The organism is Gordonia sp. SL306, assembly GCF_026625785.1.
Classification (GTDB): Bacteria; Actinomycetota; Actinomycetes; order Mycobacteriales; family Mycobacteriaceae; genus Gordonia.
In genome coordinates this window covers 4,650,591-4,663,526 of sequence record NZ_CP113063.1, presented here as the reverse complement: position 1 = coordinate 4,663,526, position 12,936 = coordinate 4,650,591, and the positions used below count along the sequence as shown (strand labels likewise).

Genomic DNA, 12,936 nt, shown 5'->3' with positions numbered 1-12,936 from the left:
GGAAAATCATCGCGTCGGATGCGCTCAGGGATGCTCGGGGTCGACGTCGAGCGACGCGTTGGCCGCTTCTTGCGCAGCCTGTCCCTCCGCGACCTCTTCCGGCGTGAACCGCATGAACATCACGACGACGGCCGCGAGCACCGCGATACCGGCACAGCACGCGAACGCCAGCCCGTAGCCGCTGGCCTGGGCGGCCAGCTCGGTCGGGTTCATGTCCTCGACCGGGCGCGTGGTGCCGCCCTCCGACAGGGCGCGCGAGGTGACCGCAGCACCGACGGCGACGAGTCCGATTGCTCCGCCCAGGTTCTGTGCGACCTGTGCGAGCGCGGTGAGCGGACCGATCTCCATCGGCCCGACCCCGGCGACCACCGACAGCGTGAGCGGTATGACGGCGAAGCCGACGCCGAAACCGATGACGACGACGGGGAGCGCGATGCTCGGGAAATATCCCGGGGTCGCGGTGGCGATCGACGAGGCGTATAGGCAGCCGGCGAGGATGATCGCGCCACCGACCAGCACCAGCCAGCGCGGCTGGATCATCAGGGCCAGCTTGGAGGCGATCGCGGCCGCCACACCGAGCCCGAAGGCGAACGGCACGACGGCCAGCCCGCTCTGGATCGGCGAGTACTTGAGGATGCCCTGGAGGTACAGCGAGATGAACACCGCCATGCACATCATGATCATGCTGGCCAGGAAGATCGACGCCAAGGCGGCGACGCGGTTGCGGTTCTCGAAGATGACGAACGGAAGGATCGGGTTGCTCGCCCGGCGCTCGACGAACACGAAGGCGATCAGCGCGAGCGCCCCCAGGACGAACGAGCCGACCACGACCGGCCGGGCCCAACCGCTCGGCCCCTCGTTGACCGCCAGCACCAGCAACGAGCAACCGAGGGTCGCGAGAATCGCGCCCGGCACATCCAGTGAGAGGCGCTCGCCCTGCGACTCGCGGAGGACGGCGATCGCGCCGACGGCGACGAGCACCCCGATCGGGACGTTGATCAGGAACACCAGCCGCCACGACACCTGCGTGAGGACGCCTCCCAGGATGAGTCCGGCGACCGACCCGACGCCGGTCATCGCGGCGTAGATCGCAAACGCCTGGCTACGGGCCTTGCCCGGCGCGAACGTCGTCGCGACCAGTGCCATCGCCGTCGGTGCGGCGACGGCGGCCGACGCGCCCTGCAGCGCCCGACCGATGATCAGGCTCGTCTCGTTCCACGCGAGACCGCACAACAACGATGTCGCGGTGAACGCGACGACGCCGACGATGAACATGCGCTTGCGACCGAAGGTGTCGCCGAGCCGACCGCCGAGCAGCATCAGTCCACCGAAGGCGAGCACGTAACTGCTGATGATCCAGTTAGCGCCGGATTCGGAGAGTTGCAGGCCGTCGCGGATCCGCGGCAGCGCCAGAGCCGCGACGGTGCCGTCGAGCACCATCAGCAGCTGCATCCCGCTCAGGACGATGATCGCGGGACCGAAGACGTTGCGGTATTCCGGCACGGCGGTGTGCCCGGGGCTCGACGTTTCCGGTGCGGACATAAAGCCCGACGCTACCGCCCCCGGAGTGGAATATGCCAATCGCCATTGACCCGTTGATGGGCATCGTCGCAGGGTCGGACGTCCTGATCAGACGTCCAGGTCGGAACGGATGTCAGGATGCGTCGGTGAACCCGGCGACGTCGCCGATCACCACGATCGCCGGTGGCCGCAGGTCGTGCTCCCGGGCGGTCGCCGCCGCACCGGCGAGGTCGGTACGCAGCACGCGCTGCGTCGGCAGGGAGCCGTTCTCGATCATCGCGACGGGCGTATGCGCCGGCTTTCCGCCGGCGAGCAGCGCGTCGGCGAACACGTCGACCCGCTCCACCGCCATCATCAGCACCAAGGTGCCTCGTAGCCGGGCGACGGCCGACCAGTCGATCAGCGAGTCCGGGTGGCCGGGCGGGACGTGCCCCGAGGCGATCACCACCTCATGCGTGACACCGCGATGCGTGACCGGGATGCCCGCCGACGCGGGTACCGCGATCGGACTGCTGATCCCGGGGACGACGGTCACCGGGACGCCGGCCTCGACGCAAGCCTGGACCTCTTCGAATCCGCGGCCGTAGACATACGGGTCACCGCCCTTGAGCCGCACCACGAACTTCCCCGCCGTGGCGCGATCCACCAGGACGGCGTTGATTGCCTCTTGTTTCATGGCGCGCCCGTAGGGCACCTTCGCGGCGTCGACGATCTCGACCTGCGGCCCCAGTTCGGCGAGCAGTTGAGGTGGCGCGAGCCGGTCGGCGACCACCACATCGGCCGCCTGCAGGAGCTTCTGGCCTCGCACGGTGATCAGATCGGGGTCGCCGGGACCTCCGCCGACCAGCGCTACGCCCGGCGGATGGGGCGCATCGTCGTCGACGGTCAGCGAACCGTCGGCGAGGGCACGTCCGATCGCTGCGCGCAACGCCGCCGACTGCCGATGGTCTCCGCCGGCGAGCACGCCGAACTGGAGGTCCCGATGGCGGCCGGAGGCCGGCGTGACCGCCGTGCCGAACCGGGCGTCGTCGGTGCGGACGCAGAAGGTGTGACGTGCCTCGGCATCGGCGACGACCCGCTCGTTGACCTCGGGATCGTCGGTGCAGGCCATCACGTACCAGGCCCCGACGAGATCGTCCTCCTGGTAGGCGCGGCGGTACACGGTGACCCCGGGGGTGGATTCGACGGCGGGCGTCGGGTCGATTGCGACGACATGCACCTGTGCGCCCGCAGCGACCAGATTGGGCAGTCGCCGCTGTGCCACCGATCCCCCGCCCACGAGGACGACCTTGCGGCCGGTCAGATCGAGGCCCACGAGGTAGTGACCGCCGGACGAGCCGTCTGCGGATGCTGGTGCCGACATGAGCCACGAGCCTACCGTCCGAACCACGGTCGACCCTCGCCAGGACGACGCCTGCGGTACCGGACGCCGGATCACCGAGGCGGCGCGATCACGGTGATACGTTGCGGATCACCGCCACGTAACCGACGTCACAGAAGGGTGCCCGGATGACCAACCCGTCGACGAGGACGATCGCCGACCTTCTCGCCGCCCGCAGCGACGATCCGGGCATCGCACTGCGTTCCGGTGACGACGCATGGACGTGGCGCGAGTTCGTCACGGAGTCGGCGGTACGGGCCGCAGCGCTCAGGCGACTGCGCGGCCCCCGGCCCGGCCCGTGGCACGTCGGCGTCCTGATGGACAACGACCCCGAGTATCTGTTCCTCATCGGTGGTGCCGCGCTCGCCGGCGTCACCGTGGTCGGTGTCAATCCGACCCGGCGCGGCGCCGAACTCGCCGCCGATGTCCGGCGCACCGACTGCGGACTGGTCCTCGTCGGGGCCTCGCGCCGTGAGTTGATCCCCGACTGCGGCGACGTCGAGACCCTCGAGACCGACTCAGCGCACTACGCCACCGTGATCGACGACCACCGACATGCCCGCATCGACGACTTCCCCACGTTCCGCGGCGTCAATCACGATCTGCTGCTGCTGTTCACCTCGGGGTCCACGGGGGCACCCAAGGCGGTGATCTGCAGCTCCGCGCGGCTCGCCGCGATCGGCGAACTCAATGTCCGCGGCCTCGGCCGCCACGACGTCGCATACAACGCCATGCCGCTCTTCCACGGCAATGCGTTGATGAGCGCCTGGGCGCCGATCCTCGCCTACGGCGGGACGTTCGCCATCCGTCCTCGATTCAGCGCGTCGGGGTTCCTCCCGGACGTCCGGCGCTTCGGCGCCACGTTCTTCAACTATGTCGGCCGGTCTCTGACCTACATCCTTGCCCAGCCCGAATCGCCCGACGAATCGCACACCGACCTCCGGCTCGGCTTCGGGACCGAGGCGTCTGCCGTCGACCGTGCGGAGTTCACGCGCCGGTTCGGCTGCCGGATCATCGAGTCCTATGGCTCCTCCGAGGGAGTCTGCGTCATCCTGCGGGACCCCGACACCCCACCGGGTGCACTCGGGATTCCCCGGCCCGAGATAGGTCTGGAGATCCTGAAAGACGACGGAACACCCTGTCCTCCTGCGATTTTCGATGGGGACGGGATCATGACGAACGCCGAGGAGGCGATCGGGGAGATCGTGGCGCGCGGCGGCGGCGACCGCTTCGAGGGCTACTACAACAATCCCGAGGCGACGGCAGAGAAGATCCGCGACGGTGATTACTGGTCCGGCGACCTCGCCTACCGGGACGCCGACGGCGTCTTCTGGTTCGCCGGTCGCACCAGTGACTGGATCCGCGTCGACTCCGAGAACTTCGCCACCGCACCGCTCGAGCGGATCGTCGCCCGGTTCCCCGGCCTGCGAGGCGTGGCCGCCTACGGCATCCCCGATCCGCGCACCGGCGACCGGGTGATGGTCACGCTCGAGTTGCCCGCGGTCGATTTCGATCCACAGGCCTTCGCCGAATTCATCTCCGCGCAGCCCGATCTGGGCACCAAGTGGACGCCGTCGCTGGTGCGACTGACCGATGCGCTCCCCCTCACCGCCACCCGCAAGCTCGACAAACCCGCGTTACGACGTGCGGCCTGGTTCACCGACGACCCGATCTTCGAGTTCCGGGACGGTGACTACCACCCGTTCGACGAGATCCGGGCGGCCCGACTCGCCGATGAGTTCCGCGAACACGGTAGAGCAGACGTTCTCCCGCAGGTGCCGACGAGCTGACGCGGGTCATCGGGCAGACACCTCGACAAGTCCCCCCTTGGCTCGCTGACGGGCCAGGGCGCGCTCACGCGCTTCCTCGAACTTCCCCACCTTGATGTTCATCTGTTCGAGGAAGCCGCCCAACAACTCTCGGTAGTGCTCGCCGAGTGGGCCGAAGTCATCGCGTTCGAAGATCCGCCACTTGCGCAGCACCGGCATCACCACCTCGGACATGTGCTGCGGCAGGTCGTAGATCCCTCCCTTGGCGATCAGGACCGCGTTGCGACGGAAGTTCGGCATCGACGCGCCGGGCATCTGGAAGTTCGAGACGATGCCGTAGATCGCGACCATCGCCTGATCCGGGACCAAGTCGAGCGCACCGTCGACGATGTTGCGATAGAAGAGCATGTGCAGGTTCTCGTCCGCGGCGACGCGTTGCAGCATGCGGTCGGCGATCGGGTCGCCGCAGGCCTTGCCGGTGTTGCGGTGCGACACCCGGGTGGCCAGCTCCTGGAAGCTCACGTAGCTGACGGCGTAGAGCATGTCGAAGCTGTGGTCGCGCTGTCCGTCGTCCTCGGGCAGCGGGTTGAAGCCGTGCGTCATGTGCTGCATCCGGGTGTTCTCCAGTTCGACGGGGTCCACACCTCGGGTGACCACGAGGTAGTCGCGCATCACCACCGAGTGACGCATCTCCTCGGCGGTCCACCGGCCCACCCAGAAACCCCACGCGTCGTCGAGGCCGAAGTTGTCCGCGATCACGCGGTGATAGGACGGGAGGTTGTCCTCGGTCAGGAGATTGGTGATCATGGCCGCCTTGGCCGTCTCCGAGAGGTGGGACTGCGACGGGTCCCAGTCATCGCCGCCCAGCGCGGCGAAGTTGCGGCCGTCGGTCCACGGGACGTAGTCGTGCGGATGCCAGTCCGTGGTCATCGTCATGTGCCGCTCGACCTCGGTCTCGCAGACCGGGAGCAACTCCCGCAGCAGATCCGATCCGGTCATCCCTGTGTCCGTAACCGTCGGTGAACCGACCATGCTCGTCATCGCTCTCCCTCGAAGTCGCACTCGCCGGCCGCCATCGCCGGTGTGCAACCAACACTGCGCCACCGGGTGGCGTCGTCACGTGAGCACAAAGTCCCGGATCGGCTGGGTCTCAGGTCGTCAAAGCTCATGTGCCTCCCGCCGTCTGGGCCTGCGGTACCGTCGAGGACATGCCTGCCGATGCCACACCGGACGGCGCGCCGGACAAGCCGGTCCGCGTCTACCTCGTCGATGACCACGAACTGGTCCGACGCGGCTTGCGCGACCTCTTGGGCACCGCCGACGATCTGGAAGTGGTGGGTGAGGCCGCATCTGTTGGCGAGGCGAAGGTCGGCATCCTCGCGACCAAGCCCGACGTCGCGGTCCTCGACGTCCGCCTCCCGGACGGCAACGGCGTGGAACTCTGTCGTGACGTGCGCGCGGAAGAACCGTCGGTGCGTTGTCTGATGCTGACGAGCTACGCCGACGACGACGCCTTGCTGGCGGCCGTGCTGGCCGGCGCGTCCGGCTTCGTGCTCAAGCAGATCCTCGGCCACAACCTCGTCGCGGCCGTCCGAACTGTCGGACACGGCGGGTCCCTGCTCGACGACCGCAGCACGGCCGCCCTCCTTGCCAAACTGCGGGGCGGCAAGGGTTCGGCCGCCGATCCGCTCGCCGAACTCACCGCACAGGAGCGCGAGGTGTTCAGCCACATCGGCGACGGGCTCACCAATCGACAGATCGCGGAACGGATGTTCCTGGCCGAGAAGACGATCAAGAACTACGTGTCCCGCATCCTGGCGAAGCTCGACATGCAGCGACGCACACAAGTCGCCGTGATGGCGACCAAACTGCGCGACGGCAAGATCTGACGCGCCGGGCTCGTCCCGCGCTCTCCCCCGTTGTTCGTGCGCGGACGCGGCCCTAGCCGGTCAGCGGGACGGACCACGTCAGCGTGGTACCCGCGCCTGGTCGGGTCACCACGCTGAACACCCCGTCACATTCCTCGGCGCGGCGGGTCAGGTTGTCGAGGCCGCGGTAGACCACGTCGGAGCCGATGCCGACGCCGTCGTCGCAGATCTCGACCGACAACACATCGTCCTCGGCGCGTACCGAGACGTCGATGTGCTGGGCCTGCGCATGCCGCAAGGCGTTCGACAACCCCTCGCGCAGGACCGCGTCGATGTGCGGACCCAACGATTCCGGGACCACGGTGTCCACCGGTCCGGCGAACGCGACACCGGGTGCGATCGGGGCGCGCGCGGCCAGTTCGGACACGATGTCGAGGACGCGGCGACGCAGCGTGGTGGTGTCGTGATGACCGGGAATCGTCTGCAGGTCGAAGATGGAGGTGCGGATCTGCGCGATGGTCCGGTCGAGGTCGGCGATCACCTGCTCGAGGCGGGCCGTGGTGGCACTCTGCACCGCCGGAGTGTCCGCCCCTTCTCCCGACGACGGCTGGGTGGCCAACATCGTCTGTACCGACATCCCGATGGCGAACAGCCGCTGGATCACGTGGTCGTGCAGGTCCCGGGCGATGCGATGGCGGTCCTCGAGCACCTCCAGATCGCGGGCGACCTGTTGCTGTTCGGCGTAGGCCACCGCCAGCGAGGCCACCTCGGCGACGCCGGCGAGCCCCGACGCGTCCTCCCCGTCCCACCGGGGTCGCTCACGGTGGGTGATCACGATCCACCCGAACACCCCGGCCGCGCGCTGCAGCGGCTGCACCGTCGCCCATCGCGCCCCGCCTCGGACGAGTTCGGACGACAGGTCGGTGGCGGATCGCACCATGTGGATGTCCGTGGGCGGCAACGCCATGTCCCCCGCCGTCACGGCCCGCCCGGTGTGCCCGGCCACCTCGACAGCCCCGGACTCGCCGGTGAGGATGAAGGCGTCGACACCGCCGGTGAGCTCGGTGACGTCGCCACACAGCCGGGACAGCGTGTCGTCGAGCGCGATTCCGGCCAGCGGCTCTGAGCCACGGCGAGCGATGACCTGCATCCAGCGGTGCCGGGTGCGGGCACTCTCGAACAGCCGGGCGTTGTCCACTGCGATTCCCGCCGCGACAGCGAGCACCGCCACCAGCGTCTCGTCCACCTCCCCGAACTCGGGCGCGGACTGCTTCTCCGTCAGATAGATGCTCCCGAACACCGAGCCCCGCACGATGATCGGCGCACCGAGGAACGTGTTCATCGGCGGATGGTTGGCGGGGAAGCCCACCGAGGCAGGGTGTTTCGACAGCGCCGGAATTCGCAACACCTGCGGTTGCTCGATGAGCAGCCCCAACACCCCGCGGCCGACCGGGAGGTGATCCATCCGCGCACGCTGCGATCTGCTGATACCGGTGTAGACGAATGCACTGAGTCCGCCGTCTGGTCCGCGGACACCGAGCGCACCGTAGCGGGCGTCGACCACCGCGGAGGCGACCTCGACGATCCGCTGCAGGGCTTGGTCGAGTTCGAGTCCCTGTCCGACGACGAGTACCGCCTCGAGGAGTTCGCGCAGGACAGCCGGATCGTCGACGCCATGTCGGGCCAGTGCGTCGAGAGCGTCGTCGAGCCCCTGATTGCTCATCCCGTGCGCTCCGCCGCCTCGTCTCGTCCCGGGCCGGTCGCCTCGGCGGCACGCCGTGCCGCGGAGACGAACCTCGTCACCGCAGCCGGATGACCGGCCGGATGGACATGAAGGTAGGAGGCGTGCACCGATGCCTGTACGAATCCGTGCGTACCGGCTGTCCCCCGATGATCGCGCCAGGCCCACGCGGGCGTGATCTCGCCGCGGGCCTCGACGGTGGATCGATGGAACTCGTGTCCGGTGACGCGCTCACCGGCAACGAATGCGACGGAATCCGCGACGGCCACCCCGTCGCGGTAACCCAGCGTCAGGGCCGGGCCGAACCGCCCGGCCACGTCGAGCACCCCGGCCATCGGATGGCCATCGAGTTCGGTTGCGAGATAGAGCAATCCGGCACATTCGGCGAGGATCGGGCGACCCGCTCGTGCGTGTGCGGCGAGCCCGGTGCGCAACGGTTCGTTCGCCGACAGCACCTCGGCGTGCTCTTCCGGGAAACCACCCCCGACGACGACGGCGTCGGTGTCGGGCGGCAGCGGATCGTGGAGCGGGTCGAACCCGACGACGTCCGCGCCTGCGGCGGCGAGCAACTCGCTGTGTTCGGCATAGCCGAACGTGAATGCGGCACCACCCGCGACCGCCACGATCGGACGCTGGGCGCGCGAACCCGCAGGCCCGAAGCCGTCGTGGCCGACCGCGTCCGCCGCCGACCAGGCATCGACCGGTCCCTGTCTACGACCGCGGGCCGCGGCCACGATCGCCGGGAGATCCAGCGCCGCACCGACCGTGGCGGTCATCGCGGCGACCGCTCGGACCGCGTCGTCGCGACGTTCGGCAGCCGGGATCAGCCCGAGATGGCGCGACGGCACCTGCAGATGTGGGTGCCCGACGCAGCACCCCGAACACCGGCAGGCCGGCACGTGCACACGCCTGACGCAGGACGGTCTCGTGACGATCCGAACCCACTCGGTTCAGGATGACCCCCGCGACGTGGATCGACGGGTCGTACCCGACGAAGCCCTGCAGCAGGGCGGCGAGCGACTGGCTGTGTCCGGCCGCGTCCACCACCAGGACAACCGGCGCGCCGATCAGTTGGGCGACATGGGCGGTCGAGCCGAAGCCACTCGGATCGCCACCGGCGTCGTCGGGCAGGATGCGGCCGTCGAACAGCCCCATCACCCCCTCCACGACGGCGATGTCGGCGCCCACGGTCCCCGCGGCGAACAGCGGTGCGACGAGATCCGTCCCCACCAAGTTGGGATCGAGATTGCGGCCGACCACCCCGGCTGCAACCGCGTGATAACCGGGGTCGATGTAGTCGGGCCCGACCTTGAACGGCGCGACGCGGTGTCCGGCGGTCCGCAGCGCCCCGATCAGTCCGGTCGACACCGTCGTCTTTCCACTCCCCGATGCGGGGGCGGCGATCACGACGGCCGGGACCGAACTCATCCCGGCCCCTCCGGAACGAGAGCCGTGGCATTCGAGGACGGCGTCACCACTCGATGCCCTTCTGCCCCTTGCGACCTGCATCCATCGGGTGGGCGACCTTACGCATCTCGGTGACGAGGTCGGCAGCGTCGACCAGGGCCGACGGGGCGCGACGCCCGGTGATGACGACATGCTGCCGACCGGGTCGACCACCGAGCGCGGAGACCACCTCGTCGGTGTCGACCCAGCCCCAGTCGAGCGGGTAGGTGAACTCGTCCAGCACGTAGAAATCGTGCTGCTCGGCGGCCAGCCGCCGAGCTATCTCCGCCCATCCGGCGCGAGCGGCGTCGGCATGGTCGGCATCATGGTCTTCGTTGGCACGCAGCCACGACCAGCCTTGCCCCATCTTGTGCCATTCGACCGGGCCGCCCTGACCGGTCTGCTCGTGCACGGTGCCCAGCGCCGTGAGCGCGGTCTCCTCGCCGACGCGCCACTTGGCGCTCTTGACGAACTGGAACACGGCCACCCGCATGCCGGCGTTCCACGCACGCATCGCCATCCCGAACGCGGCCGTCGACTTGCCCTTGCCGTCCCCGGTGTGCACTGCCAGGACCGGCTGGTTCCGGCGTTGCCGGGTGGTGAGCCCGTCGTCGGGGATGGTGTCGGGCACTCCTTGCGGCATTGCGGCCTCCTGCCGTTTCTCGCTGGTGCAGAACAGATGTCAGGCGGCTCGTCCTGGACGGGCGAGCACGCCGGCGGTGAGTTCGTCCATCGGCAGGCATCGGGCCCCCATGGCGGCGGCGAGGTCGTTCGCCAAGCCCAGCCGGATCATGCCCTGCTCGCAGTCCACGACCACCGCATCGATGTCGCGGCGCCCGATCGCGGCGGCGGCCGACCGTGCACGGCCGGCGGCATCCGGGCCCGCGGTCGCGCGCCCGTCGGTGAGGACGACCAGCAACGGACGTCGCTGCGGCTCCCGGCGTCCGGCCCGCTCGATGAGCTCGGCCGCGGTGGTGATCCCCTCCGCCAGCGGGGTGCGCCCGCCGGTGCGGAGGTCGGCCAGCCGGCGCACAGCGATGTCGACGGACTTGGTCGGCGGCACGGCCACCGATGCCGACGCCCCCCGCGCGACGACAACCGCCACCCGGTCGCGCCGGGTGTAGGAATCGCGCAGCAGATCGACGCACACGCTGCTCACGGTGGTGAGCCGACGTCGCGCGGTCATCGAACCCGACAGGTCGACGAGGAAGACGACGAGGTTGCCCTCCTGACCGATGCGCTGGGCGGCGCGCAGATCGTCGGCGGCGACCCGCATCGGCGAGGAGTTCCCCGACCCCGTGGAACCCGACGAACCGTGGTGGCGCTCGGCCGCATTCAGGATGGTGCCGAACAGATGGACCGGCCGGCCGTGCTCGAATGCGGTCGCATGCGTGGTGTGTCCCCTACGGGACCGCGCGCGCGATCGGCGTCCGGGATCGCCGTCACCGACACCGCCCACCCGCAGTCTCCGCACGGTGGGCGCGCTCGCGCGAGGCGGCGGTGTCCCGAATCGCGCTCCCGGGGCCGGTGTCTTCTCGTCGGCATCGGTATCGCCACCGGTGTCTGCTCCCGGATCTGCTCCCGGATCTGCTGTCGTCCCGGCGGATTCATCCGTACCGGGAGAGGCATCCTCACCGGGGCCGTCGCTTCCGCCCGGTCCCGGATCCGTGGGATCGGGATCGTCGTCGGGCTCCCCCGATCCAGCGGCCTGGTCGCCTGCATCCATCGCATCGTCGAGTTGTTCGGTGGTCAAACCGGATTCGTCGAACGGATTCCGGCGCCTGCGATGTGGCAACGCCAACTCGACGGCCACCCGGACATCGTCCTCGGTGACCTCGAGGGCCTCGCGCCATGCGGCGTGCGCGGCCGCCGTCCGCGCGACCACGATGTCTCCGCGCAACCCGTCGACGTCGAGGTGTGCGCAGATCCCGGCGATCCGGCGCAATTCCTCGGGCGGGATGGTGACCGACGACATCAGCTCGCGGGCGGTGCCGATCCGTCGCGTCAGTTCCCGCTCCGAGTCCTGATGGCGCGCCGCGAAACCGTCCGGGTCGGCATCGAATTCCATTCGGCGCGAGACGATCTCCACCCGCTCCGAGATGTCGCGACCGGCGGCCACGTCCACCGCGAGGCCGAAGCGGTCGAGCAGCTGCGGCCGGAGCTCCCCTTCTTCCGGGTTCATCGTCCCCACCAACACGAAATCGGCGGATTGGGTGTGCGACACACCATCTCGTTCGATGGCGACCCGGCCGCTGGCGGCGGCGTCGAGGAGAACGTCGACGAGGTGATCGGCGAGGAGGTTGACCTCGTCGATGTAGAGCACGCCGCCGTCGGCCCGTGCCAGCAGACCGGGGGTGAACTCCGCACGGCCCTCACTGAGTACCGCGGTCAGGTCGAGGGAGCCGATGACGCGGTCCTCGGTGGCGCCGATCGGGAGTTCGACGACGCGACCTCGGGCGTCGTCGGTCCGGGTGGGGTCACCGGCGAGAAGCGGGCCGAGTCCCCGGACGATCGTCGACTTGGCCGTTCCCTTCTCACCACGGATCAGGACTCCCCCGATCCCGGGCGAGATGGCGGACAGGATCAACGCGAGTTTCAGCCGCTCCTGCCCGACGACAGCGCTGAACGGGTAACGGGTCAGGGTCGGTTCCCCCGACGAACGGTGGCGACCACTCATCGGACGGTGTCCGGAGAGGCACCGACGCGATCGGTTGCCACACCGCGGTCCCGGACCATCGAGACGTGCGGAATCCCGTCCTCGAGGTACTCGTCACCCTCGGGCACGAAACCGAATTTCGCATACATCTCGACCAGGTAGGCCTGCGCCTCGATCCGACACGGATCGTCGCCGACCTCGGCGAGCGCGGCCGACAACAGACGTGCGGTCAGACCCTCACCACGATGCGAGCGCTCTGTGCACACCCGGCCGATACGGAACAGGGGCCTGCCGTCGGCCGACGGCGGTTCGGTCAGGAGCCGCAAGGTGGCGATCACGCATCCTTCGGTGTCGGAGATCCAGAACTGACGTGTGTTCGGCTCGAGGTCACGGCCGTCGAGTTCCGGGTACGGGCAGGCCTGTTCGACGACGAAGACGTCCACCCGCAACCGCAGGATCTGATAGAGCGTCGCCGCATCGAGGTCTGCGGCCGGGCTCTGGCGCAGTTGCCCTACCGGAGTCATGGTGTCGTGACTATCACATCGGTGTTCGGT

9 protein-coding genes and 1 pseudogene are annotated in these 12,936 nt (G+C 69.1%); 2 read left to right on the top strand and 8 right to left on the bottom strand.

Going from position 1 to position 12,936, the window contains the following annotated elements:
* Nucleotides 1–24: 24 nt before the first annotated feature.
* Together OVA31_RS21320 and cobA are read right to left on the bottom strand one after the other, a co-directional pair.
* Entirely contained in the window at nucleotides 25–1,542 is a 1,518-nt protein-coding gene (locus OVA31_RS21320) for a DHA2 family efflux MFS transporter permease subunit (RefSeq protein ID WP_267628558.1), read from the bottom strand.
* A gap of 112 nt (nucleotides 1,543–1,654) precedes the next feature.
* Nucleotides 1,655–2,884 carry a uroporphyrinogen-III C-methyltransferase gene (gene cobA / locus OVA31_RS21315; protein ID WP_267628557.1) on the bottom strand — a complete coding sequence of 410 codons (1,230 nt, stop codon included), beginning with the start codon at nucleotides 2,882–2,884 and terminating at the stop codon, nucleotides 1,655–1,657.
* A 146-nt stretch (nucleotides 2,885–3,030) separates the two neighbouring features.
* On the opposite strand from cobA, the gene OVA31_RS21310 reads away from it, so the two are divergent.
* On the top strand, nucleotides 3,031–4,692 hold the full coding sequence (locus tag OVA31_RS21310; RefSeq protein WP_267628556.1) for an AMP-binding protein: 1,662 nt from the start codon (nucleotides 3,031–3,033) through the stop codon (nucleotides 4,690–4,692).
* Between the two features lie 6 nt (nucleotides 4,693–4,698).
* Here OVA31_RS21310 and OVA31_RS21305 read toward each other — a convergent pair whose 3' ends face one another.
* Nucleotides 4,699–5,712 carry an acyl-ACP desaturase gene (locus OVA31_RS21305; RefSeq protein ID WP_267628555.1) on the bottom strand — a complete coding sequence of 338 codons (1,014 nt, stop codon included), beginning with the start codon at nucleotides 5,710–5,712 and terminating at the stop codon, nucleotides 4,699–4,701.
* A 167-nt stretch (nucleotides 5,713–5,879) separates the two neighbouring features.
* On the opposite strand from OVA31_RS21305, the gene OVA31_RS21300 reads away from it, so the two are divergent.
* Nucleotides 5,880–6,560 carry a response regulator gene (locus OVA31_RS21300; protein WP_267628554.1) on the top strand — a complete coding sequence of 227 codons (681 nt, stop codon included), beginning with the start codon at nucleotides 5,880–5,882 and terminating at the stop codon, nucleotides 6,558–6,560.
* Between the two features lie 52 nt (nucleotides 6,561–6,612).
* Here the strand turns inward: OVA31_RS21300 and OVA31_RS21295 are convergent, their stop codons facing one another.
* The 5 genes and pseudogenes from OVA31_RS21295 to OVA31_RS21275 form a co-directional block, all read right to left on the bottom strand.
* Nucleotides 6,613–8,262, bottom strand: a complete 1,650-nt coding sequence (locus OVA31_RS21295; RefSeq protein WP_267628553.1) for a GAF domain-containing sensor histidine kinase — start codon at nucleotides 8,260–8,262, stop codon at nucleotides 6,613–6,615.
* Nucleotides 8,259–9,708, bottom strand: a pseudogene (locus OVA31_RS21290) (cobyrinate a,c-diamide synthase). Before OVA31_RS21290 ends, OVA31_RS21295 begins: the two are co-directional and overlap by 4 nt.
* Nucleotides 9,709–9,751: 43 nt before the next feature.
* On the bottom strand, nucleotides 9,752–10,369 hold the full coding sequence (gene cobO / locus OVA31_RS21285) for a cob(I)yrinic acid a,c-diamide adenosyltransferase (protein ID WP_267628552.1): 618 nt from the start codon (nucleotides 10,367–10,369) through the stop codon (nucleotides 9,752–9,754).
* 39 nt (nucleotides 10,370–10,408) lie between these two features.
* Nucleotides 10,409–12,403 (bottom strand): VWA domain-containing protein, encoded by a 1,995-nt coding sequence (locus OVA31_RS21280; protein ID WP_267628551.1) that lies wholly within the window; start codon nucleotides 12,401–12,403, stop codon nucleotides 10,409–10,411.
* A complete protein-coding gene (locus tag OVA31_RS21275) occupies nucleotides 12,400–12,906 on the bottom strand; it encodes a GNAT family N-acetyltransferase (RefSeq protein ID WP_267628550.1) in 507 nt (168 codons plus the stop codon). Before OVA31_RS21275 ends, OVA31_RS21280 begins: the two co-directional genes overlap by 4 nt.
* Nucleotides 12,907–12,936 lie beyond the last annotated feature (30 nt).

Coding starts and splice junctions, on each gene's coding strand:
- OVA31_RS21320 (WP_267628558.1), bottom strand. CDS start 1,542: ATGTCCGCACCGGAAACGTCGAGCCCCGGGCACACCGCCGTGCCGGAA.
- cobA (WP_267628557.1), bottom strand. CDS start 2,884: ATGTCGGCACCAGCATCCGCAGACGGCTCGTCCGGCGGTCACTACCTC.
- OVA31_RS21310 (WP_267628556.1), top strand. CDS start 3,031: ATGACCAACCCGTCGACGAGGACGATCGCCGACCTTCTCGCCGCCCGC.
- OVA31_RS21305 (WP_267628555.1), bottom strand. CDS start 5,712: ATGACGAGCATGGTCGGTTCACCGACGGTTACGGACACAGGGATGACC.
- OVA31_RS21300 (WP_267628554.1), top strand. CDS start 5,880: ATGCCTGCCGATGCCACACCGGACGGCGCGCCGGACAAGCCGGTCCGC.
- OVA31_RS21295 (WP_267628553.1), bottom strand. CDS start 8,262: ATGAGCAATCAGGGGCTCGACGACGCTCTCGACGCACTGGCCCGACAT.
- cobO (WP_267628552.1), bottom strand. CDS start 10,369: ATGCCGCAAGGAGTGCCCGACACCATCCCCGACGACGGGCTCACCACC.
- OVA31_RS21280 (WP_267628551.1), bottom strand. CDS start 12,403: ATGAGTGGTCGCCACCGTTCGTCGGGGGAACCGACCCTGACCCGTTAC.
- OVA31_RS21275 (WP_267628550.1), bottom strand. CDS start 12,906: ATGACTCCGGTAGGGCAACTGCGCCAGAGCCCGGCCGCAGACCTCGAT.